This window comes from Cupriavidus sp. D39, assembly GCF_026627925.1.
Lineage (GTDB): Bacteria > Pseudomonadota > Gammaproteobacteria > Burkholderiales > Burkholderiaceae > Cupriavidus > Cupriavidus ulmosensis.
In genome coordinates, this window is record NZ_JAPNLE010000009.1 from 3,990,408 (window position 1) to 4,014,363 (window position 23,956).

Consider the following 23,956-nt stretch of genomic DNA (forward strand, 5'->3'; position numbering starts at 1 on the left):
TGCCTGCCTCTAGGGGACGCGATGACGTCAATTCGACATGTCAAAGGACTGATGAGGTGACAGGACGCGAATTGAACGCGTCGCTCGTGTTAGGGCCACGTACCAATCAAATTTCGTCTTACACGCTTCCGGCGTGATGACAACATGGTCAAATTCGAGTCCTTTGACAAGCAGTGTGCTACCCACGGACCTGTTGCGAACGACCCTGCCGCGTTCGCGTCTCGAGTTTGCGACCTGCCACGTTGCGTCTTCAAGTGCAAGAGCGGGACTATCTGCGCAGAGCCGAAGAGTAGCCTTCACTGCGTACAGTAACTCGGGACGTGTAGCGGTGACACCGGTCTCGTTCTCAATGCACTGTAACGCATCAAGTACAGATGCGAGCGCTGGACCACGTCCCACACCACACAGAGCCATCTCTGCGGGTGTGGGAGGGTTCATCTGCCTCCCGGGGTTGGAGATTAGGCTCTCCACACGCTTCCGCTTGGCGGCGGCGTCAGCGCCGACGAACACCGTGCTAGCCAAGTTCAGAACAGCGGCTACACGGTCCAAACCGGAAAGAATTGACAATGAGGCATAGAAGTCACGCTCGCACCGGCCAGAGACTGGCTCAACGGTAGTTCCACCAATGGCCTTTGCCAGATTCGAACGCCGAACCGCATCAACGCTCGAGTCCAGCACTGCAGTCGTGTGTCCGGCAGGGTACCCTGATACGGTACAGAGGCGGCCTAGCTCATTGACTGGCAATCTCCGCTCACACTTAGTCCACTGCAAGCCAGCGGGAGCGCCCGACAAATCGATATGGCCCGCTTCTATTTGACGACGGAAGTCCAGCAGCCAGGCGCCAAGCACTCCGCTCCCTACTGCGTTCCATCGATGGGGTATTGCAAGTTGGCCTGCCAGCGGGAACACAGAAAGCGTCTGACTGTGCCAATCAACAATAAGGTCCACTTTACTAAAGCCGAATATTGCCTGCAGCGGGTCGCCAAAGACGTAACAGCGAAGGAACTTACTGAGGGCTTCAACCAGACGATGCTGCGAGCCGGAGCAGTCTTGGTACTCGTCAACAAGTACTCCGTCGTAGGAGGCCTTCAACACGCTAGCGACGGCGCCGGATTCCACAAGCTGGGCGCCAGCATGGTGAGCGATTGACCAATTGCTACCCTTGATGGACCAGTTTGCCGGCAATCCAGCAGAGGAAGGAAAGGCGCGCGCCCATCTATGTGCCCATGCCGAGATTGTTTCAACATGCGCCTTTGTGTCGGGGACGGAGTACTTCTTAAGCCTTCTTCGTATGGCTTCCACGCCGGCTACCGTGTGGGTAAGTATGAGCCAGCGACCCGGAGTCTTGGCAGCAGTAACTACTATCTGTTCCGTCTTGCCTGTGCCGGCGGGGGCTTCAATTGCCCCTTTAGGGCCCGCAAGCATTCGGAGTACTTGGGGCTCAAGCATTGCTGGCCATCCAACCCTTGAGAGCCTCAAGGTGTCTGACCAGACTGCTATCTCCAAGGAGCGGAGCAATCCCGAGAATTGCAGAGCCAATCTGGAAGCAGAGGTCGAAGTTGTTCTTAATCCATTTTGCACTGTTCGCCACGGCACCCATCTTCATTAGCGCTGTTGCGTCTGTAAGATAGGGTGTGACCTCCGCCAAGCTGTTGAACCGTACTTTCAAATGGCTTGATAGTTCGCCAAGCACTTGCGGATGGCCAACGTTGTTAGCAATGGTTGTCAGCAATTCTGACGCCAGCCCGTCAGGAAGACCGCAGAAGAGTTCCTGTTCCGTGCACCGTGGGATGTCCCATGCGAAATGCGCAACCCTATTTACGCTTAGTTCCATTGATGTCTTGGGGTCGGTTGGCCTGTCGCTATCAGCCAGCACCGCGGTTCGGTAGCCCATTCGTGCAAAATGCAGGGCTACTGCAAACAGGTTGGGGTGTCCACCTCCGTCGACCAGAGCTACTCCGTCTGCTTGGAAATTGAATTGTGTGGATTCGGCGAATCCCTTGAGTAGAGCGACTTCTGTTTGTCCCTCACAAACCAGGACGGTTCTACCCAGTAGAGCTTCCCCCTTATCCCGAACGTATCGCCTCGCGTCCAGCGTCGCTGTGCTCGTGCTCCCTGCCGTCACAACACCGACTCTGCCGGTCTTTGCATCGCGTCGGCAGACGTGCACCTCATCGAAACGTACTTCCCGGAGGACAGTTGGGGAGTGAGTTGTAATGAACGCCTGTCCACTAGTTACTACCCGCTGGCGTAAATGACTGACGAGTAGTGAAATGCGATGTGGCTCCAGCCCGTACTCAAGCTCGTCGACCAGCAGAAAGTTCCTCGAAGCGCTTTCTGTGCTCTGGAGCGCGGCGACAGCGAGACGGGACGAACCAGTTCCCATACAACGTAACGGAATGTTGCCGTCATGTAGGGATACGCCGCTCGCATTCATCGAGAAACTGGTGTGGTCGAGATTGGCTGACAGAGTGCCTTGGACCTGAACGCCGAGCTTAGCAATGTCCGGACTGATAGCGTCAACGATTTCTGAGAAGGCGCTAGCGCTCTGTGCAGCGAAACTATCGCGCGCTGAGCGGAGCAAACCATTCAGTGTCGCCGGAAGTTGTTCTGGATGTGAACCGATTCGTTGCAGCGATGACCCCCGGGCCCAAGACAGGTGTTTGTCGGCGTAGACACCTAACCTTGCCGGAGATATCAGCTTTCGGTCAACAAAAGCGAGGCGCTTAGTCTTGTCGACCTCTTTGTTCCGCTGTACCCAGATGTACCAAGCGGGCTCGAGGGTGCAGTCGACTTCGAGAGCCAGGAAGATTGCGGGTACAACCCCAGCCTGCTCGGCTGGTTCTTCATGCCATTCTCCCGTCACTGTGTTCCAGCCGGACAAGGCGTGGCCATAACGGTCGTCGCGCAGAAGGTCATTGCGAAGGCCGCTGACAATCGCCCCTATGAAGATGTTCTGCGACGTATCGCCATTGTAGAAGTCCAGGTCGTCGAAAGCTATCGTATGCCGTTCAGCAAGTAAGCAATCGATGGCGTCCAGGATAGTCGTCTTGGCTCCGTCACCTGGGCCGATAATGCAGTTGAGTCCCGGTGACGGTCTCCAGTCGAGCGCGGAAATGCCTCGGAACCGCTGAATCCATAGACGTTCTATACGCACTGTTCACCTCGGCTCATTCACCATACATAGGATTCGTATTTCGCCGAGCACCTAGCCGGACTCAGCCTAAGAAAGAAGCCCGTGGGGTGCTCCGATAAAAGATGCTCGCCGATACTGTCACAATTATGCAGCATCCCTTACGTCAAGGCAGGAGGCTAGTAAAGTGTCGCACCGACTAACGATGCGCTGTCGTTACGGACGGCCAGAGCGGCTACTTGCCAAATTTGACCGGGCACTGTGCAGCAAGCGTCTTCACGTCGTCCTTACTCAGTAACGTCGGATTGGGCAGCAGGCGAATTTGCCGGAAGATGTCACCAGAGTCATAGGAAGTCTCAGCCACGAACGCCAAGAAGTGGATGCGTTGCTGTATATACGGTGCGGCTCTGCCGGTGCACTCCGGTTCGAACAGTCCGTGAATCGGCTGCCACTGTCCCTTGTGAAGCCAGCAGTGAACTAACTCTTGCGGCATCCCACGAGGTCCGTATGCGATTTGCGTGTAGTCCCAATGGTCGCCGCCGTCCAGAAACGCCCGCATGTCGACAACGATGACCTGAATGGGGCCACCCGGCACAGGAAATTTGACTACTTGCTTCCCATCGAAGACTTTCTCGCCGATTTTCTGCTGGACGAGCAACATCTCGCCTTCTTCGCTCTCTTCATTTTCTTTCGCGTTGTTTGCCATACTTGGCGACTGGAGCAGCCGAGATATAAACGGGCCGTCCTCGACTGTAGCTCGCCGTAGTGCCTCGCTAGGCCTGATACTTGTAAGCTCGAAAAGCCAGTCAACGTTGCCCGGCACTCGAAAATCGATGACAGTATCACCGACCCCAGCACGATATTCGTATTCGGGCGTCAATCCTTGCGAATGAAGAGCATGCGCAAATCTCGCTTCGAACAGCAACGGCATGTTCTCGTTCGTGAGCCCACCGTCACGCTCAATACGTTCAGCAAGAGGTCGGGACCATGGAACAGCGAGCAGCTCCGGCAAGACCCGCTGCATCGCCTTTCCCTCACGTTCGCTTAATGTCTCCCCCCACATCGAAGCCTCCCACGAAACGGATTTGACTGTAGGAGCGAAGCCAACCTAAGGCTACGCTGAACAAGCTGGGCAAATTGAGTTACGCAGGTTGATCAGGAGCCCGTTCGGCCGGAAAAATAGCTGTGGCGACGAGAATTTGCCCTCGCGCGCCCCAATTGGGGTGTGTTGGCGGGGCGCCCGCCCCGCATTCGCCCTTTACGGGCGGACTGCTCCCATCAGATGCCCTCGACTCAAATAGAGATTGGCCAGCGCCAGCGCCGTGAAGGCTCGGCCGGCATTCTTCTTCAGGCCGCGGTAGCGGACTTTCGTGAAGCCCCACAGGCGCTTAACCACGGCGAAGACATGCTCAACCCGGGCCCGGATCTTCGATTTGTTACGGTTCTTCCCGCGTTGCACTTCGTCAATCTCCCCGTTTCTGCGGGTCCGCTGATTGGTGAAGTCCTTGGCGTGCGGCGCCTTCGATGCGATCAGCTCCTGCTGACTGGCGTATGCGCTGTCACCGTACACACGCCGCTCCTCCCCATGCAGAAGCTGGGGCAGCGCATGCTTGTCGTGAACGTTGGCCGGCGTCACCACCGCGGAATGGGCCAACCCGCTCTGACTATCCACGCCAATGTGCAACTTCATGCCAAAGTACCACTGCTGGCCTTTGCGGGTCTGATGCATCTCGGGGTCGCGCGACTTCTCTTCATTTTTCGTCGAGCTGGGCGCACCAATAATTGTGGCATCGACAATTGTGCCGGTCTTCAGCTTCACGCCATTGGCTTGCAGGAGTCGGCCAACCTCCGCGAACAGCCGTTCGGCAAGCTGATGTTTCTCCAGCAGCCGCCGAAACTTCAATACCGTGGTGGCGTCCGGCACCGGCTCACGACCCAGGTCAATTCCTACGAAGCGGCGCAGGCTGGCGCTGTCATATAGCGCTTCCTCGCAAGCCAGATCTGCCAGGTTGAACCAGTGCTGCAGAAAGTGGATGCGCAGCATCCGCTCCAGACCAATGGGCCGCCGGCCATTGCCTGCCTTCGGATAGTAGGGCTCAATCACGGCGCACAATGCCGCCCACGGCACGATCTGATCCATCGTCGCCAGAAACTCTTCACGTCGCGTTGGCTTGCGGTGTTGCTCGAAACCTGCACATTGATCTGCACCCGCTGCCAACGTCATCTGCTTCATGTTCATCTCTTTGCGCTCGTGATTCTTCAAATAACGCGCCTTCTCACGAATCGGAGGACTTGATCAGCATTGCCCTAAGACTTCGCGACGGTGTTGGGAGCGTTGAGCGCGTGTCCTCACGACCGACAAACCAAAAGTCGGTGCTACCACGCGCATCGCTCACCGCAGAGTCGAACGCCCGCTCCAGCAGGCGTTCGACTAGCAACGCTACGCGACAGTCGCCACCGGCAGTACAGCGATGACCAATCGCGGCCCATCGACTTGCTGCGAGATTCTCTGCCGCCTCGTTGACTATATCGCGGTCTTCCCACGAAAGCTTGGGAGATAGCGCAAACCGTACATCGTCCGTCGCGTCTAGCAGTCCCTGGAGAACATCAGCCGATTGTGCATCGACCAGGCGTTCCGAGGAATCCTGCCGACCAGTTCGGCAAGCCCATTCATACAGTCGCGTATCCAGCTTTTCGACACTCGCCGCAGCATGGATGCGCGATAACAGCGCCTCATCCGCCGCCTGCATGTGACGTTCTGCGCTGACCACAGTCCTTCCTGCAGGGCGCCGCCCTCGGTGAAGCTGCTGCCCCCAACCATTAATACGATGCAAGAAGCACTTATGATGAGAGAGAAATCTTGTTGAAAGGTTTCAGAAACGTTGCTATGCTAAATGCTACACATCCTCCGGGGAGCGAACATGGCACGTCCAAGCATTAGCGAAATTGGTCCCAACCTTGCAAGACTGCGGGATTCAGCAGGCCTGAAGCAGGCAGAACTTGCGGCGCGACTTACCATGAGTGCGCCATCGCTATCGCGGGTTGAGAGCGGAGAGCGCCCTCTCGCTCCTGACGAACTTCAATCCCTGCTTGCTTCCATCGGGACAGAAGACGCATTGCGGTTCTCCGAGTATCTGGGTCGAGATTGGCAAGAACTGCCCGTTCCCCTCTCAATCACCCAGAACAGGACCTGCTTTGGGAAGCCGACCAGGCAAGCGTCGCTTTGCGACGCCTGCTCGACAGTGACATCAAAGCCTCCTTCCAGAAGCGTATCGAGGAGTATTTGGGCCAGATTCAATCAGCTTCGAGCCTCCTTTTGAAGCGGGACCATACAGTTGCCCTGATTGGCAGCATCGGGGTTGGCAAGAGCACAGCCATTTGTCGCGCCCTGGGCTTAGAAGTAAGTTCGGATGAAGGATTACCTCAGACAGTACTCGAAGTAGGCGCTGGGGGCATTACCATCTGTGAAGTACACATTTATTCTGGACCAGGTTACGGTCTAATAGTTGAGCCCTGCTTGGAAGATGAAGTGCGTGCTCACGTCATGGATTTCGCCGAGTACATGTGGCGGTCAGCGAAGGGTAGCCCCGCAGTTACGGACGAAGAGGGGAAACGCAAGGCGTATCCAAGGAGATTGAACGTGCGATTCGCAATCTCTCCGGATTGCGAGTAAGAAAAACCAAAACCCCCGACGGGAAGACCAAGCGCACAGACGACGCTAAGATTCTCGCATTGACTTACGATACACCACGCGATTTTGCCGTCGAGGTGCTCGCACGCATGTCTTTGCATAAGCGTGATGCGCGGAATGTGTGGCACGAGCCGTTGAATGGCAAAGCCCCCTGACATGGCTTCGAGAGACCTTCCTCGAGATTAACAACGGCCGGCATCCCGACTTTAGCTTGCCGCGACGCATTGAGTTAGTAGTTCCGATGCCGTTGGTGCCGAATACCGACCTTAACGTCCGCTTTATTGACACCAAAGGGATTGACCGCACTGCAGGGCGTCCCGATTTAGAGGTACACCTGCAAGACCCACATTCGCTGGCGTTGCTCTGCTCCAAATTCAACAACGCCCCGGGAACAGAAGCACGACTACTTCTGACGCGAGCCAAAGAAGCTGGTCAGCGTGACCTGGAACGGAACGCTGCCCTCTTAGTATTGCCGCACCCGGGCGAAGCGATGAAGATGAAGGATGACGCTACGTCAGAGTACGTCGAATCTGCCGAAGAGGGCTGCGAACTGAAGGGGGAGCAAGTAGAAACCGCATTGGAATCAACAGGCATTCACAACATGCCGATTTGCTTCTTCAATGCTATGGAGGACTCGAGGGATACCCTCGTTCGCTTCGTCATGGACCGCTTGACCGAGGCTCGTAAGGCGTTCAGCACCGAACTCGAAGGGCTGGTGGCAAGCGTGCGAGAGGTAATTGAAAACCAGGCCAAGGAGCAGGCTCAAGCCGTTTTGCGAGAGGCTGCGTCCCAGCTTAAGCATTGGGTTAGCCAGAACAAGGCATCCCCCAGGCCCACCCGCCAGATTCAGGGAAGCCTTATCAAGGAGTTGCAGGCAGCGCATCCGAGCACCGTCCATGCTGCTGTACGGCGTGAAGGAGACTGGCCCAACCTTAGCTATGGGTATCAGCTTGGCCACGGGGCGCGAACGCTCGCTACTGCCACCCTTGGAAAGAAAGTTGGCGACTTCACGGCTATCGCTGAGAACCTTCGTACAAATCCAGAATTCTCAGAGGCAGAGACTCTCATATCGCAATGTGAACAGGTGCTTCAAGTTGCTTTTGACCAGCTCCTCCGGAAGATGCAATTGTCAGGGGAGTCTCTCTTTGGGGAGGAGATGAAGAGAGATAAGGACTTTTGGCTGGGCTGTGAGCGGGAGTGGGGCCAAGGGTCAGGATACCGTGACCGTGTGACTACTAGAAGCGTCGGGTGGTTTGATGATGACTCTCACCAGGCAGTGGGGATGGGGATTCAGCACCTTCTGGAGCAAGAATGGAAGGAGGCGTTAAGTCGTGTCGAGGCCATGCTGCAGGATATTTGACGGAGCCTACACCCGGCGTAGCTCACCAACTTAATTGACGGGTATGGGAAACGGGGGCGCCCCCCGACCCTTTGTCAATCCCGTGATGTTAGCATCTTACGGTTTGCTCTCGGGCACCGTACGCGGACAGGTCCGCTACAAGAATCAGGAAATATTTGCATGCTTACCGGCGAACTCCGTAGCCAAATTGACGCCATTTGGAATTCCTTCTGGTCTGGCGGCATCTCCAACCCACTGGAGGTGATGGAACAATTCACGTACCTGCTGTTCCTACGACGCCTCGACGACCTGCACAGCCTTGAAGAGAACAAGGCAAACCGCCTCGGCAAGCCGCTCGACCGCTGCATCTTCCCGCCGGGCAAGGATGGCAAGGGCCGCGACTACAATGACCTGCGCTGGTCGCGCTTCAAGCATTTCGCTCCTGCCGAGATGTTTACCGTTGTAGGCGAGCACGTATTCCCCTTCCTGCGCACGATGGGAGGCGATGACTCGACCTACGCCCACCACATGAGGGACGCCCGCTTCACCATCCCGAAGCCCGCCCTGTTGGCCAAGGTGGTCGACATGCTCGACCATGTGCCCATGGAAGACCGGGACACCAAGGGCGACCTCTACGAATACATGTTGGGCAAGATTGCCAGCGCTGGTCAGAATGGTCAGTTCCGCACGCCGCGTCACATCATCAAGCTGATGGTTGAGTTGACCGCGCCCTCGCCCAGCGACATCATTTGTGACCCGGCCAGCGGCACCTGTGGCTTTCTGGTGGCGGCCGGCGAGTACCTGCGCGAGCGGCACCCATGGATATTCCGGGACGCCGCTGCTCGGGAACACTTTCACCACGGCATGTTCCACGGTTACGATTTCGACAACACGATGCTCCGAATCGGCAGCATGAACATGGCGCTGCACGGTGTCGACAACCCGGACATCCGCTATAAGGATTCCTTGGCCCAGGACCACGCCGGTGACGAGGAAAAATACTCGCTCATCCTCGCCAATCCGCCGTTCGCCGGCACCTTGGACTATGAGAACACCGCCAAGGACCTGCTAGCCATCGTCAAGACGAAGAAGACCGAACTGCTCTTCCTAGCGCTCTTCCTGAGGCTGCTAAAGCCCGGCGGCCGGGCAGCGGTCATTGTGCCGGACGGGGTGCTGTTCGGTTCCACCAAGGCGCACAAGGAACTGCGCCGTATGCTGGTCGAGGAACAGAAGCTGGACGCGGTCATTTCCCTGCCGTCCGGTGCCTTCAAACCATACGCCGGGGTGTCGACAGCGATTCTGGTTTTCACTAAGACAAACTCCGGTGGGACCGACCATGTCTGGTTCTACGATATGCAGGCTGACGGCTGGAGCCTGGACGACAAGCGCCAGCCGCTGCTGGGCGACGAAAAATTGGGCGTCCGCCCAGCGCAAGCGCTTACTGAGGCCGAACACGCCAAAAACAACCTGCCGGACGTTCTGGCTCGCTGGGGGCAGCGCGATGGCGATGAACGCGAGCGACCGCGCACTGCGCAGAGCTTTTGCGTGCCAAAGGCCGGCATTGCCGGACAAGGCTACGACCTCTCCATCAACCGCTACAAGGAAGTGGTCCATGAGGTGGTCGAACACTTGCCCCCGAAGGAGATTCTCGCCAAGTTGGCCGTGTTGGAGGCTGAAATTCAGGTGGGGATGAAAGTGCTTGAGGGGATGTTGACATGACGTCCGTTCGACTCCCATTTGAAGATGTTTTTGCCGATGAGTCTGGTGGAAATATCAAGACCCCGCAGAGCGAATACAGGCCGTTTGGCCGTTTCGCCGTCGTTGACCAAGGCAAGTCTTTAATTGCCGGTTACGTTGACGATGAAGCACGCATCTGTGGAGGTGGCCGAGCGGCAATCGTGTTTGGGGACCACACCCGTTGCATTAAGTTCGTTGATTTTCCCTTTTGCATGGGAGCCGACGGTGTAAAGGTCTTGCGCCCGAAGATGGACGCCGATTTGAAGTATCTGTACTATTTTTTGAGGACTCTCAAGCTCCCAGATGGTGGCTATGACAGACACTTCAAATACCTTAAGCGTACAGAAGTAGTGCTTCCGCCGCTCGCGGAGCAACACCGCATCGCCGCCATTCTCGACCAAGCGGATGCCCTCCGCGCCAAGCGTCGGGAAGCCTTGGTGCAGCTCGACAGCCTCACGCAGGCGATTTTCATGGGGATATTTGGGGACCCTGCTACTAACCCCAAGAATTGGAAAACTGGAACAGTAAAGGACGCTTTAGAGTCTGGGGAGCTTGTGGAGATACAGGATGGCAATCATGGAGAACGCCACCCAAAGGTATCGGACTTCGTATCCAATGGAATCCCCTTTGTGATGGCGAATTGCCTTGTTGATGGGCGATTGGATATCAACAAGGCATACAAACTCGACCCGTCGTGGTGTAAGAGGCTGCGTGTTGGCTTTGCAAAGTCAAATGACCTGCTGCTGTCTCATAAAGGGACCATTGGAGAGGTTGCAATTGTGCCGAGGAGCTGTGCTGGTGCAATACTTTCTCCTCAAACGACATACTACCGAACCAGCGATAAGTTAGATGTTAACTATTTGGCTGGACTCTTCAGAACGAGATGGTTCCAATCAATTTTAGAAAAAGAAGCTAAACAGTCAACGAGGGATTATATAGGAATTACTCGCCAGCAATCCTTGCCGATGCTTTTTCCCCCACTGAATCTCCAAAAATTATTTGCGGAACGGGTGAGCCGCGTTGTGGACTTGCGTAATGAATTTAATGCGGCTGTTACTGAACTAGATGCTCTTTTTGCGTCCCTTCAACACCGCGCATTCCGTGGAGAACTGTAAGTGAGTAACTTCGCCTTCCTTCGCTCGCCCGAGTGGGCTTTCCTTTTGAAGCAGTCACCAAGGCCGAAGGAACGGCGAACAGCGACCCACGCACCGCCTGTTTCTATGCCCGCCGGGCTCTCGAACTGGGGGTGGCGTGGCTATACAAGCATGACAAGTCCTTGCGGTTGCCCTATCAGGACAATCTCAGCGCGCTGATTCACGAACCGAGCTTCCGACAGGTCGTGGGCGACGCATTGTTCACTAAGGCGCGGCTCATCAAGGACCTGGGCAACATGGCTGTGCACAGCTCCAAGAAGGTCAGCGCAACCGACGCCCAGAATGCCGTCCGCGAACTTTTCCATGTTTGCTACTGGGTGGTTCGCACCTATGGACGCACCGACCGTCCGGCGCCGGGGCTGTCTTTCTCGCTGACGCTACTGCCCTCGACCTCCGCTATTCCGGCCCAGACGCAGGCGCAGCTTCAGAAGATGGAGACCGACCTCAGGGACAAGGACGAAAAGCTCACCACGTTATTGTCCCGCCATGCGGCGCTGAACGAAGAGCTGAAAAGACTCCAGGCCGAGGTCGCCGCTGCCAAGAAGGCCAATGCTGCTGAGCCGGACACTCACGACTATTCGGAAGCGGAAACCCGCAAGGCGTTCATCGACCTCTTGCTGAAGGAGGCGGGATGGGACCTCAATCCGACGAAGAACTTCGAGGTCGAGGTCACCGGCATGCCGAACGGCGAGGGTATCGGCTTCGCGGATTACGTGCTGTGGGCGGACGATGGCAAGCCACTGGCCGTGATTGAGGCCAAGCGCACGACGAAGACTCCTACGGTTGGTCAGCAGCAAGCGAAGCTCTACGCAGACTGTCTGGAACAGATGTACGGCCAGCGTCCGCTTATCTTTTACTCCAACGGCTACCAGCACTGGATTTGGGACGATTCGTCCCACCCGCCGCGCCCGGTCCAGGGCTTCTACAAGAAGCCAGAACTTGAACTACTGATTCAGCGCCGGAGTAGCCGCAAGGGGCTGGCCGAAGCCACCATCAACGGCGGCATCGTCGAGCGTTACTATCAGACCCGCGCGGTGCGACGGGTCGGCGCCACGTTCGAGCAGGATAACCAGCGCAAGGCACTCTTGGTGATGGCGACAGGGGCCGGCAAGACCCGCACCGTCATCGCACTCGCTGATGTCCTGATGCGCTGCAACTGGGTCAAGCGCGTGCTTTTCCTCGCCGACCGGGTGGCCTTGGTGAGGCAGGCGGTAAATGCCTTCAAAACCCACTTGCCTGAAGCGGTGCCGGTCAACTTGGTCACGGAAAAGGATACCGAGGGCAGGGTGTACGTATCGACGTACCCAACCATGATGGGACTGATTGATGAAGCCTTCGACGGCCAACGCCGCTTTGGCGTCGGACACTTCGACCTCATCATCGTCGACGAAGCCCATCGTTCCATCTATCGGAAGTACCGCGCCGTCTTCGAATACTTCGATGCCTTGCTGGTCGGCCTGACCGCTACACCCAAGGACGAAATCGACCACAACACCTACGGGCTCTTCGGACTCGAAACCGGGGTTCCGACCGATGCCTATGGGCTGGATGAGGCGGTGGCAGACGGGCATCTAGTGCCCCCGTCCCCATCTCGGTGCCCCTCAAGTTCATGCGCGAAGGGGTCAGGTACGACGAACTGACCGAAGAGGAGAAGGAAGAGTGGGACGAGCTCGAATGGGATGAGGAGGGCAACACCCCGACGGAAGTCGATTCCGCCGCCCTCAACCAGTGGCTGTTCAACGAGGACACGGTCGACAAGGTGTTGGAACAACTGATGACGCATGGCCAGAAGGTGGCCGGCGGGGACCGCCTGGGCAAGACCATCATCTTCGCGAAGAACAACGACCACGCGGATTTCATCTCCAAGCGTTTCGATGCCAACTACCCGCAGTACAAGGGGCATTTTGCCCGGACGGTGACGTACAAGACGGACTACGCCCAAAGTCTCATCGATGACTTCTCCAAAAAGGACAAGATGCCCCATATTGCCATCTCGGTGGATATGCTGGACACGGGTATTGATGTGCCGGAGGTAGTGAACCTGGTGTTCTTTAAAGTGGTTCGCTCCAAGACAAAGTTCTGGCAAATGGTCGGGCGTGGCACGCGTCTTTCCCCGAATCTCCTTGGGCCGGACGAGAACAAGAAGAATTTCTACATCTTCGATTACTGCCAGAACCTCGAATTCTTCAGCCAGAATCCGAACTTCAGCGAGGGCAGCGCTACCGAACCGCTGGGCACCCGACTCTTCAAGGCGCGCCTGGATGTCATCGCCGAACTGGACAAGAAACTGACTGCGGGCAAGCCCCCTGCCGACTATGCGGGCCAGGCGGGCGACACACAGCTGCGTGGGGAGGTTGCTGCGGTTCTCCATCAAGTTGTTGCGGCGATGAACGTCGACAACTTCGTCGTCCGGCCTAAGCGGCAATGGGTCGATAAGTATGCGAAAGCCGATACCTGGGCGCAACTTGGCCCTGAGGAGTTCCATGAGCTCGCCTCGCAGGTTGCCGGACTGCCCACCGAACTAAGCGACGAAGACGAAGAGGCAAAGCGCTTCGACATGCTGGTGCTGCGTACCCAGCTGGCCATCCTTCAAGCTAAACCGGAGTTCGGTACTCTCAAGGAGCGGATTCAGGCTATTGCCAGCTCTCTGGAAGAGCAAACCGCCATTCCCGCCATCAAAGCCGAAATCGTCCTGATTCAGTCCCTCTCTAGCGAAGAGTGGTGGGAAGGTGTCACGGTGCCCATGCTGGAGATGGTTCGTAAGAAGCTGCGTGCACTAGTCAAGCTCATTCCCAAAGGGCAGAAGAAGGTCGTCTACACGAACTTCGAGGATGAACTGGGCGAGCACGCTATCATCGACCTGCCCCAAGTGACTGCCGGTCTGAACATGGCGAAGTTCAAGGAAAAGGCCCGACAGTTCCTGAGAGCACACGAAAACCATGTCGCCTTGCAACGTCTGCGTCGGAATCAGCCGTTGACGCCGTCGGACCTTTCCGAGCTGGAGAAGATGTTGCTCGAAGCCGGCGGCACGCAGGACCTCATCAAGGAGGCTAAGGAAAGGAGCCATGGTCTGGGGCTGTTCATCCGGTCCCTCGTTGGCCTGGACCGGGAGGCGGCAATGCAGGCATTCAGCGAGTTCGTGAGTGGCACGACGGTGACTGCCGACCAGATTGAGTTCGTCAATCTGATTGTCGAGGAGCTGACACAGAGCGGCGTGATGGATACAACCCGCCTCTACGAGTCGCCGTTCGTGGATGTCAGCCCGATGGGGCCGGAAGGGATTTTCCCCTCAGCGAAAGTGGACCAGATGATTCAGGTGCTTTCGGAGATTCGGATTCGCGCAGTTGCCTGAGGCGCTGCCGGGCATCGACTTTGATGGGTGCGCGCTTTGCAAAATAGCAAGACCTACTTTCACTTTTCAATTAGGTTACGAAAGTTATGAGCGAATCCGCCATCTACATGCTCGCAGGTGCCATCGGTATAGTGTGGTCTTACTCCAGCTGGTCCTGCTCTTGCGCAAGGCTGCCTTTGAAACCCCGGCAGACCTCAGCACTCGGCTTGGCTTGTTAGAGCAGAATCTACAGTCACTGGCACAGGCTAGCGCGCGCAGTGAAGCCGGTAGTGAGCGCATTGAGCAGCAATTTCGGATGTTTGCCGAATCGTCCGCTCACGGATTCGAGGCATCGCGCCGCACGTTGGACGACAAGCTCGAAAAGACTGTGGAAGAGTCTCGCAGCGCGCGTACTGAGTTGATGGGCGTATTGCGCATAGACTCGCTAAGTACCGTTGCTCAGTTGGAATGGGATGCCCCCCGCAGTGGCATAAGCCTCTCTGCAGGTGTCGCGATTCATAATTTCAGCTGGTGCTGCGAACCTCCTTGGCCCGGCGCCGGCCGGCCTCCGGCTGTACTCGCAGTTCTTTGTTCTCATCGAGAAGCCGAGTAACTTGCGACTGCGCAGCTTGCAGCATGCCTCGCGCCTCCTTGACTTCATCTTCGAGACGCTTTGCGATGGCCTCTGCAGATGACAGACGCTGAACTTGCTCTCTTGCGTCGGTTAGCCTGTCACGGCAGGCCTGAAGTTCGGTGCGAAGGTGCTGCTCTGATTCACGTAGCTGTTCGACAGCGGCTTCGGCACCGCGCACTTGCTGGCGTGCTTCCTGTAACTCGCGGCTTTGCCTTTCCAGGGTATCGGTGGCGAAGGCCAGTCTTGTCGACGCTTCTTCCAACTCAAGTTCGGTTTCGCGAACACGTCCGGCTAACTCCGAAGAGCTGGTCGTGGCCACGCGTGTGAACTCGGCCTGGATAGCGGCGGCAAACTCCCGGCTGATGCTGAACTCCCAGTCCTCCCCTTGACGCTCAGCCCAGAACTGTCTGAGGTGCCTGTTGATTGTCTCCATGGACCCTATGGAGCCGAGCGCTGCTCGTATTTGCTTCTGCGTCGGAGAGATACCGAAAGCCAGTAGGTCCTCGGCCTTCTGCTTCACCAGGTCATATGTGACCAGCGTTTTGCTCATGGTCTGTTCTCGGTTACCGTACCGTATCCGAACTATAGAAATACGATACGGTATTCGCAAGCATTCTCCTAGGTCATTTTGCCTTTAGGCCCCACCCATTAGAGGGGAGTGCGGTTCTGGGTGCAGCAGAGGCCGCTTATACTAGGGAAAGCCGAGACTGCGTCATCGTGCGAGGCAATGGGAGAAGCCCGAATCACTGCCCTTCGGGCTGCTGTACAACTGGAAGTGGGGGCGATTACAGGAAGGGATTGGCGTGGCAAGGTGAACTTGGCGCTGACGAATTCGGGCGTCGGGATGGGACCTTGGTACGGTCACATGGAAAGGGCGAACCGGCCCCAGGGGAATCCTTAACGCCTTGTATATAAGCCGGAGTCTGCATGGCGACACGCACGATTGACCAAGTCCTGGACACTGAGACACAGGTTTACATTGACGCGGACAAGCTGCTCGGCGGTGATGCTGAGGCGAATCATGTACAACGTTTAGCGGACGAGGTCGCTCGGCTGGCGACTGGTAAAGGCCGCTACGCTTGCCCGTACTGCTTGGAGCCACTCTATATCCGCGGCTCTGTGGAGCGTATCTACCATTTCGCACACCCAAAGAATCCAGGGGCTGAATGCCCCTTCCGTTCAGGCATCAACCTGCCTGAAGAGCAGTGGCAGGCGCTGAAGTACAACGGAGCCAAAGAGTCTGAAGCTCACCGACAGATGAAGGCATGGATATCCGATAGTTTGCGGGCCGACGAGAACGTTACCGGCGATAGCGTAGTCGAGGATGCCAGGATGACTAGCTGGCGCGACAGAGCCATATGGCGGAAGCCGGATGTCCGTGGAAGTTGGCGAGGCAAGACTCTTGTCTTCGAGATACAACTGTCCTCGACATTCATCCCGGTGATTGCGGCACGACGGCAGTTCTACCTTCGGGAGGGGGCGCTCTTGTTCTGGATATTCAGAGATTTCGTCGCAACCGAGGAGGCGTTGAGGTTTGGCGAGCGAGATGTGTTCTATAACAATAACTCGAACATTTTTTCTGTCGATAAGGAGAGCGCCTCAGCCTCGCAGCGAGAGGGTGAGATGAAACTGTGGTGTCGGTGGCGCGAGCCCCGTGCCGATGGCACGACGCTCACGTTTGCCTGGCACAAGAAATTGGTGACCCTATCCGAGCTGACTATGGACTTCCCAAGGCAGCGCGCGTTTTACTTCGACGTCGAGGCAGCCTTTCTAAAGGCGCGGGCCGAAGTGTCTGCCGCCGCCCATGCTATTCGGCATCAAATATCGAACGCGTTTCAAGACCGTCAACTGCCGCCGGCACACCGCCAACGCCTTGACGGCGCGCGTGAAACGTGGAAAAGGCAGATTGTGGGAGAGCTGCGCATGCAGGAGGATTGCGAAATCCTGCCGCAGGAGCTTGGAACGGGCGTGGGTCGCGGCTGACAAGTGTGACTACTTTGAGATGCGACTCTCGCAGGATGTCGCTTACGAGTTCGTAACTCGCCTTCTGAGTTCCGTCTGCCCTTCGGCACCTCAGACTCTCGAAGGTCGGGAGGACTTGCGAACGGTCATTAGCGGGATTCTTTCGTTGAAGAGAGGGCGGCCAACAGGGCTTCAGGCGAAAAACCTGTGTCAAGTTGAGGACCAAATCTTCCGTCGCGCGGAGTCCTACTACCATGTCTTCCGACACGCTGCTTACGTATATCACAGGCACGGTGAACTCGGATACGGCCAGGTTGGAACCATCGCAAGTGCAAATTCCCTGATGTTTGAGGCGCGGAGGCATAGCCGGTTGCTGGCGCTGAAGCGGGACTTCAACGAAGCATTTCCGCTTTTATTTCCGGAGCTGCGTACGCGGATTGCGTGAACCCGACGGGGACATCTGTCCGATTGCGGCGCCTCAGACAACGGCGCCAAACAACGTGCCAACACCTGACGACACGCCCATTGCCAATGCGCTCCAGAAGACCACGCGGATAACGCCAGCGCCGACTTTCGCACTCCCCGTTTTTGCGGCCAGACCGCCCAAGAAGGCAAGTGATGCCAAGGCAGAGATGACTATGGCTGGAATCAAGGCTGATTCGGGAGCTAGTGCGGCAACTGCAGCCGGCAGGGCGGCGCCCACCGAAAAGCTGCAGGCAGAAGCCAACGCTGCTTGCAACGGCTTGGCGGAGGTCACTTTCGAGATGCCTAGCTCATCGCGTGCATGGGTGCCAAGCGCGTCGTGGGCCATCAGCTTTTCGGCAACCTGCTTAGCAAGCGACAAATCCAGGCCACGACGCATATAAATTGCAGTCAATTCTCGTTGCTCGCGCGGAAAGTCGGCATCGAGTTCGGCCTGCTCTTTAATCAATGCTGCCTCTTCAGTATCTGCCTGCGAAGAGACAGATACGTATTCCCCTGTTGCCATCGACATGGCCCCAGCCACCAACCCGGCCACGGCAGTGAGCACAATACTTCCATGAGCAGTATGTGCCGACGCTACGCCGATAACGAGACTTGCAGTCGATACGATGCCATCATTGGCTCCGAGCACCGCAGCACGCAACCAGCCGATGGTTTCGAGACGATGTTGTTCCCTATGTAGTCTAGCCGTATGTCCTCAACATTAGACATGTTGACGCGCCATCCCCATGGCGGTGGACGCCCAGAGCCGCCTGTTTGTCCGGTGGCGCTGCCAAGATAGTGTATGTCATTCGTCTAGCGCAGCACCGTCCGTCAGCCATCTGCGCACTCATGGTATCGACGTACACGCGTATTTCCCCTTCTGGGGAGGGGGCTATAAGAGCGAGGCGGCGGCTCGGCGGTCAGATGCGAAGCTTCGTCACCGCTATTGACTGAAAGTCGCGATATATATCGACCTCAGGTACGAGGGCTCCGATATCAACGTGAAGGAAATGAGATGGCTACCTACAAGCAATTGCTGGCAGAGAAGGAAAAGCTTGAAGCCAAGCTTAGTCGTGGCCACCCGGAATGAAATCGGGATGCTAGAGCGTGGTTACGGACTCCCCAATCCCGCCGAATGCTGGGAACGCAGCAGGAAGCGAGTTGCTCGCTGGCTCTTGGGTTGGCCGGCCGGCCCCTGGAGGCCCGTGGGGATGAAATCAGGTGTAAGCGTAGGATTCAGTGGAGGTTTAACGCCTTCCGCCCCGCGCTTATTTAGTAGCAACGCGACGCCGGAACGGACCCAGTACCTACGAGTATTAACTTTCCGGCCCCCCGCTAACCCTCCGAATTTTCGATTGTTATTATGCTCAACCAGTTGTAATATCGCCATGTGATGATTGGGGCACGAAGACGTGCGTCGTTAGCTTTTTGAGCGGGCGGTTTCAAGTCCCAAGTGCAACACCCGCGTCAGTGAATTGAAGTTGGGGGTGAGAAACTTGTTTGAGCATACGAGCGAACACCTCCAGTGGGGAGTGGAACGCGTGCGTAGCACGAGGTCGTTTGTTCAAGCTGTCGGCAATTGCGTCGAGTTCTTCTTGTGTGTGCACGGACAAGTCGGTGCCCTTGGGCAGGTACTGGCGCAGCAGCCCATTGGTGTTCTCACAAGTGCCGCGCTGCCAGGGGCTGTGCGGATCGCAGAAGTACACCTTGACGCCAGTGTTGGCGCTGAGCTCACTGTGGCGCGTCATCTCCTTTCCCTGGTCGTACGTCAGGCTCTGGCGCAGCGGCTCAGCAATCGAATTGAGCTTGGCAGAAAAGCCGGCCAGCGCCGAGGCCGCAGTAGCGTCATCCATCTTGGCCAACAGCACCAGACGACTGCTGCGTTCGACCAGCACGCCCACCGAAGACTTGTTGCCCGCGCCCTTGATGAAGTCACCCTCCCAGTGGCCCGGCATGACGCGGTCCTCGACCTCGGGCGGGCGCACATGGATGCTGACCATCTCAGGAATCTGCCCGCGTCGATCAACCCCGCGCTTGCGTGGCATGCGTGTGCTGCGGCCATGGCGCAGGCAGGCGATGAGCTGGCGGCGCAACTCGCCCCTGGGCTGCGCGTAAATGGCCGTGTAGATCGTCTCGTGAGATACATGCATGCTGGGGTCCTCGGGCCACACTCGCTTAAGGATACCGGCGATCTGTTGCGGCGACCACTTCCAATCCAACAAAGTCAGCACCGCGCCCCACCGAGCGTGTTGCGGATCGAGCTTCGCTACCGGGCGCGCCTGAACCCGCCGCGCCTGCCTCATGGCCTGCGCCGGCAGGCTCGCGTAGCCACGCAGCGCACAGCTGTTTCGCCTCAGTTCACGGCTGACGGTGCCCGCCGAGCGCCCGAGTGTGCGGGCCATGGCCCGCACACTCGAACCGCTCTGGCTCATGCTCGCAATCGTCATGCGCTCCTCAGGCTGAAGTTGTTGGTACGAAGTTCTGCTTTGCATCTGAGCACCTTACCCGAAGCAAGGTGTAGCACTTCAGATTTGAGGCCGCCGCGCCTCAACCTCGAGATGCTCCCTTCGATTCCGAAGGTAGAATCCCGGCGCTTCGAGAATCAGCTGGCTGCGCCAAGTTGCTATCGAATACTCCCGGACGGGAGGCATCAATTGTCGTTTGGAGATACTACGCTGTAAATTTGCAAGCAGTAGACAGCGTGGTGTTTTATGGAGCCCACTGCGTTCCCATCGGGGACAGGCATGAATAATAGTGACAGCAAGTCGAAAATAGAAGAACCAGTCGATACAAACGCCAAAGCTACAATTGTTGCATTCACTTTTCAATTCGAGCGAGCGCTTTTCCGACTCTTTTCAAGTCACCAAGCTAACATACGGGTTGGGATAGAAACGCTTGATGACGTCGCGGAGCTATCTCTTCAGCATGATGGCGCTGTGCAAGCGACGCTTGAGCAAGATGCGAACACTGTCCAGTCGGACGGCCATCCTTTTCAGGACAGCAGCAGAAAGCTCTGGCACACGCTGCGCATTTGGCTTAGTCACGTAGACAAGTTAAGGGCCGAATACCAGGAAGTCGCATTTTGCATGGTCACTAACGCCACAGTACCGGCTGCTGCACTAGTTCAGAGACTTGCGTTGGCGATGGCTCCAAAGGAGGTGACGCAGTGTGTGGAACTGGTCCGCCAGCATGCCATTCGTCTCAGCAAGGACGCAAAGGCGAAGGCAAAAGCGGACGCCTCTATTGTTGCGCGGTACGCCGACGATGACATCGCTTATCTGATACGTAACCTTTTCCTCTTGCACGAGGGTGGCGCCGGTTCCGGAGTGGCTCCGCGCGAGGCCACGATTCAGCTATTTCAGCTGCACTCTGGGATAGCTGACCAAGGGGTTGCCATTTACCAAAGCATTCTCGGCGCGGCGGTTGATAAATGCCAGTCGGCATGGCGAAATCAAAAGACGGCTTGGTTCTCCCCCAGGAGTTCAGGGACAAGTTGCGCGAGGAAGTGATGAGGCGGTCCCTGGATAAATATCTTGACCGCGACATGATGTCCACGAATTTTAGGGACTACGTCAAAGCCGATGGCAGAGACCATTTCTTCTTGACCCAACTGAGTCGCCTTGGACTCCCACCCAGGTTTGTTGATATGCATCTTGACAATTTCTGGGCGTTTTACTGCGAGCGTGTTCGCTTGGAGGAGGAGGGCGTGAACACAAAGGATTGGTCTTCTAGGGAGGACGAGCTCCACCAGCGTTGGAAAGTATGCCAGTTCAACGCCGAGCTCGAACTGATGAGTCAGCCCGGTTGCAGCCCTGAGGCGAGGGGGCAACTTGTGCTGGCGAAGACGCTAAGTGCAGACTACAAAGCGCCCCTGGGCGGGTACCCAACAAATCACTTGTATTTTACCCAAGGGCATTACCATTCGTTGGCGAACAAACCGCTGGAACCATGCTTTGTCTATTGGCATCCTTCATTTGGCGAGGAAGATGCCTCTGGAGAAGGGGGAGCATCCTGATGGCTGGCTACACTGACCGCTCATTGATTCACAACAGCGCGCTGGCATGTTTTGTTCTCGCAAACTTCGTCAAAGAGTATCAGACGCTGTGCGCGTATACGAGATTCCCTTCCCTCGACAAGCTGCTGCTCGTTCTCCCGCTTGTCTGGCATGGGCCAAGTCGTCGAAGCATCTCAGGGCGATTTTCGTCGACCCCACTCCATGCTGTGCTCTCCGACGAGCCGCGCATACTCGAACAGCTTGAAGACCGGATTTCGGCCTATGCAGCTGTTTCCTGTCAGGGCTTGAATCTGGCGTGCGCGACCGGTCTTCTGGCCAGGCGTCAACTGTCGAACGATGAGGCTGTCTTTGTGTTCGCACATTCCCAGTGGCCAAAAAAGAGCAAACCAACCGCGATACCGACTGAGATGCTGGCCACGTCCACAAGGTTGGCGAACTGGTTTAAGGATTTCTCCGGAGCGGAGCTCTTCGCACTTTTTGGCGTCTTCTGACAATGAAATTTTTATTTCCGACCTCATCATCTGGCCGCGCAATTCGAACAATGAAATTCGCACGCTTCATTTTGTGGAAGACAAGGTTAATGTCATTCACGGTCGAAGCCGGACAGGGAAATCATCAGTCATTGCCATCATTGACTATTGCCTTGGCGCGAGCAGGTGTGCCATACCAGTGGGTACGATTCGTGAGAAGGCTGGGTGGTTCGGTCTACAGATACGGATTCGCGACACTTGGATAATGGTTGCTCGGCGAACTCCGAATAATGGAGCTGGAAGCGGCGAGTGCCATATTTCCATGCGGGCGAGCGCGGATGCTCCCTTTCCGGGAACCATTGGGGCCACGCACAACCTCGCTCAATTCAAGGACGCTTTCAACCGCATTGCACGCGTTACCAACATCTCTCTGGGGGACGAGTCTCAGCAGGGGGAAGCCGCGGAGAACAGACCGTCGTACCGCGATTTAGCCGCTTTCAACTTTCTTCCGCAGCACATCGTCGCGAATCCAAATATCCTATTTTACAAATCCGACTCATATAAGCACAAGGAGAAACTGAAGAAGGTTCTGCCTTACGCTTTGGGCATCGTCGGTGCCGAGTATTTGATGAAAGAGCGTGAGAAAGCACGCACGCAAAAGGCCATTGATGCGTTGATGAATGAGCAGGAAGTGCGACGACGGGCGTTCGCCTCCTGGGAGGCGGATGTGCGAGGCATTTGGAATGGGGCTGTGGAACTGGGCATGGCGCAAGAGCTGGCAGGTGCCACTACCGCTTCACGCGTAGAATCTCTCAAAGCCCTGAACGAAGCGTTCCATTCTGGCCAGCTCTTCCAGCGGTTGCAAACTCCACAGTACGGATATACCAATCAATTGTTTAGAGAGGCGACGGAGCTTGAGGAAAAAGAGCAGAAGGGCGTGGATGACCTGAGCAGAGAGCTTCGCGACTACGAACGCCTCTCAGGTAGAGCGAGGGGCTTGCGCAAGCAGTTCGTACTGAGAAGGCAAGGGTGGTGAACCTTGAATGGCTTCAGCGCAGTTTGGTCAGCGATGACGCTTGCGTGGTGTGCGGTTCAAGAACGAGCCATACACACGTGGTGGTGGACCGGCTTGCGAAAGAGCTGAACCGTGTGAGTCGACTATCGGATGCGCTCATAGAAGGTCCCATTGTCGACCGCCAGCTTGAAGACCTTCGAGGCAAGTTGTTTGAGGCGGAAGGGCGACTGCAAGACGCCCGCCTAAGGCGTGCTCAATTGGAGTATAAGGACTCTTCTCCGAAGGATTCACTTGCTAGGGCGTTTGTGTTGCTCGGTAGGTTGCAGGCTCTGTTGATGGCACTTTCGACCTTGGACGGTGCGGACGAGCTCGCCGAACGATTGGAAGCCCTCAGGGCAGCCCTGAATGAGCTGGAGGCCTACTTCCAGGTTGCGGGGCGCGAGTCACGTGAGCTACATGTGAACAACGTTATCAGTCGGCTCATTCACGGATATTCGAGGAACTTCAATCTTAAACCAGAGGGGGCTATTGGTCTCGACAAGACAGAGTTGACCTTAAGCTTCTTTCGGAAGGAGCAGGGCCGAAAGGAATACCTGTGGGAGATTGGTAGCGGGGCGAACTGGATGGGATATCACCTCGCGACGTTCCTCGCGCTCCATGAATATTTTACCTATGACGCACAGATGGATGGCCCGGTCTTCAGCTTCCTAACGATTGACCAACCAAGTCAGGTGTATTTCCCTAGCACTCTCTCAGGGAAGAACCTGCTGGATGGCAAGGAGAAACAAGCTGAACGGCTGCGCGGAAAACGTGATGGTGACATTTCAGATACGAAGCGCATCTTCCGTGTGCTGTCTCGGGGTATCGAGAGGGCAAAATTTCGATTTCAAATAATCGTTCTCGAACACGCCGACAGGTCAATCTGGGGCGAGGTTTCACACATGCACGAAGTAGCGGAGTGGAAGGACGACAACGCGGGTCTGATTCCAAACGATTGGCATTGATTCAAT

At 56.6% G+C, this 23,956-nt stretch carries 18 protein-coding genes and 1 pseudogene; 11 read left to right on the plus strand and 8 right to left on the minus strand.

Annotated elements, in window-relative coordinates; translation table 11 throughout:
- Window positions 1–27: 27 nt before the first annotated feature.
- The 5 genes from OMK73_RS39465 to OMK73_RS30705 form a co-directional block, all read right to left on the minus strand.
- Complete coding sequence (locus tag OMK73_RS39465; RefSeq protein WP_420715609.1) at window positions 28–1,449, minus strand: UvrD-helicase domain-containing protein; 1,422 nt, start codon at window positions 1,447–1,449, stop codon at window positions 28–30.
- Window positions 1,442–3,157, minus strand: a complete 1,716-nt coding sequence (locus OMK73_RS30690; RefSeq protein ID WP_267605334.1) for an ATP-dependent nuclease — start codon at window positions 3,155–3,157, stop codon at window positions 1,442–1,444. Before OMK73_RS30690 ends, OMK73_RS39465 begins: the two co-directional genes overlap by 8 nt.
- A gap of 211 nt (window positions 3,158–3,368) precedes the next feature.
- Complete coding sequence (locus tag OMK73_RS30695) at window positions 3,369–4,157, minus strand: hypothetical protein (protein ID WP_267605335.1); 789 nt, start codon at window positions 4,155–4,157, stop codon at window positions 3,369–3,371.
- A 234-nt stretch (window positions 4,158–4,391) separates the two neighbouring features.
- Complete coding sequence (locus OMK73_RS30700) at window positions 4,392–5,366, minus strand: IS5 family transposase (RefSeq protein ID WP_267601347.1); 975 nt, start codon at window positions 5,364–5,366, stop codon at window positions 4,392–4,394.
- 43 nt (window positions 5,367–5,409) lie between these two features.
- On the minus strand, window positions 5,410–5,904 hold the full coding sequence (locus tag OMK73_RS30705) for a hypothetical protein (RefSeq protein WP_267605336.1): 495 nt from the start codon (window positions 5,902–5,904) through the stop codon (window positions 5,410–5,412).
- A 150-nt stretch (window positions 5,905–6,054) separates the two neighbouring features.
- On the opposite strand from OMK73_RS30705, the gene OMK73_RS30710 reads away from it, so the two are divergent.
- The 5 genes and pseudogenes from OMK73_RS30710 (at window position 6,055) to OMK73_RS39470 (ending at window position 14,406) form a co-directional block, all read left to right on the plus strand.
- Window positions 6,055–6,453, plus strand: coding sequence for a helix-turn-helix domain-containing protein (locus OMK73_RS30710; RefSeq protein WP_267605337.1), 399 nt, complete (start codon window positions 6,055–6,057; stop codon window positions 6,451–6,453).
- A gap of 492 nt (window positions 6,454–6,945) precedes the next feature.
- Window positions 6,946–8,184 carry a hypothetical protein gene (locus OMK73_RS30715; protein ID WP_267605338.1) on the plus strand — a complete coding sequence of 413 codons (1,239 nt, stop codon included), beginning with the start codon at window positions 6,946–6,948 and terminating at the stop codon, window positions 8,182–8,184.
- A 159-nt stretch (window positions 8,185–8,343) separates the two neighbouring features.
- Entirely contained in the window at window positions 8,344–9,882 is a 1,539-nt protein-coding gene (locus OMK73_RS30720; RefSeq protein ID WP_267605339.1) for an HsdM family class I SAM-dependent methyltransferase, read from the plus strand.
- A complete protein-coding gene (locus OMK73_RS30725; protein WP_267605340.1) occupies window positions 9,879–11,015 on the plus strand; it encodes a restriction endonuclease subunit S in 1,137 nt (378 codons plus the stop codon). The genes OMK73_RS30720 and OMK73_RS30725 overlap by 4 nt, the downstream gene beginning before the upstream one ends.
- Window positions 11,016–14,406 (plus strand): annotated as a pseudogene (locus OMK73_RS39470) (DEAD/DEAH box helicase family protein).
- Between the two features lie 503 nt (window positions 14,407–14,909).
- Here the strand turns inward: OMK73_RS39470 and OMK73_RS30735 are convergent.
- The gene (locus OMK73_RS30735) at window positions 14,910–15,569 is read right to left on the minus strand and encodes a DNA-binding protein (RefSeq protein ID WP_267605341.1); all 660 of its coding nucleotides are present in this window, start codon (window positions 15,567–15,569) and stop codon (window positions 14,910–14,912) included.
- A 377-nt stretch (window positions 15,570–15,946) separates the two neighbouring features.
- Between OMK73_RS30735 and OMK73_RS30740 the strand changes: the two genes are divergently transcribed.
- Window positions 15,947–17,002 carry a DUF6035 family protein gene (locus tag OMK73_RS30740; RefSeq protein WP_267605342.1) on the plus strand — a complete coding sequence of 352 codons (1,056 nt, stop codon included), beginning with the start codon at window positions 15,947–15,949 and terminating at the stop codon, window positions 17,000–17,002.
- A gap of 457 nt (window positions 17,003–17,459) precedes the next feature.
- Here OMK73_RS30740 and OMK73_RS30745 read toward each other — a convergent pair whose 3' ends face one another.
- Both OMK73_RS30745 and OMK73_RS30750 read right to left on the minus strand, forming a co-directional pair.
- Window positions 17,460–18,095, minus strand: coding sequence for a VIT1/CCC1 transporter family protein (locus OMK73_RS30745; RefSeq protein WP_267605343.1), 636 nt, complete (start codon window positions 18,093–18,095; stop codon window positions 17,460–17,462).
- A 793-nt stretch (window positions 18,096–18,888) separates the two neighbouring features.
- The gene (locus OMK73_RS30750) at window positions 18,889–19,938 is read right to left on the minus strand and encodes an IS30 family transposase (protein WP_267601047.1); all 1,050 of its coding nucleotides are present in this window, start codon (window positions 19,936–19,938) and stop codon (window positions 18,889–18,891) included.
- Between the two features lie 252 nt (window positions 19,939–20,190).
- Between OMK73_RS30750 and OMK73_RS30755 the strand changes: the two genes are divergently transcribed.
- From OMK73_RS30755 to OMK73_RS30775, 5 genes are read left to right on the plus strand one after another with little or no spacing between them, the layout of a single operon-like run.
- Window positions 20,191–20,955, plus strand: coding sequence for a hypothetical protein (locus tag OMK73_RS30755; protein WP_267605344.1), 765 nt, complete (start codon window positions 20,191–20,193; stop codon window positions 20,953–20,955).
- A 38-nt stretch (window positions 20,956–20,993) separates the two neighbouring features.
- Entirely contained in the window at window positions 20,994–21,461 is a 468-nt protein-coding gene (locus OMK73_RS30760) for an ABC-three component system protein (protein ID WP_324291834.1), read from the plus strand.
- On the plus strand, window positions 21,461–21,952 hold the full coding sequence (locus OMK73_RS30765; RefSeq protein ID WP_267605346.1) for a three component ABC system middle component: 492 nt from the start codon (window positions 21,461–21,463) through the stop codon (window positions 21,950–21,952). Before OMK73_RS30760 ends, OMK73_RS30765 begins: the two co-directional genes overlap by 1 nt.
- The gene (locus OMK73_RS30770; protein WP_267605347.1) at window positions 21,939–22,967 is read left to right on the plus strand and encodes a hypothetical protein; all 1,029 of its coding nucleotides are present in this window, start codon (window positions 21,939–21,941) and stop codon (window positions 22,965–22,967) included. The genes OMK73_RS30765 and OMK73_RS30770 overlap by 14 nt, the downstream gene beginning before the upstream one ends.
- Window positions 22,961–23,950 (plus strand): DUF3732 domain-containing protein, encoded by a 990-nt coding sequence (locus tag OMK73_RS30775; RefSeq protein WP_267605349.1) that lies wholly within the window; start codon window positions 22,961–22,963, stop codon window positions 23,948–23,950. Before OMK73_RS30770 ends, OMK73_RS30775 begins: the two co-directional genes overlap by 7 nt.
- Window positions 23,951–23,956: the final 6 nt, after the last annotated feature.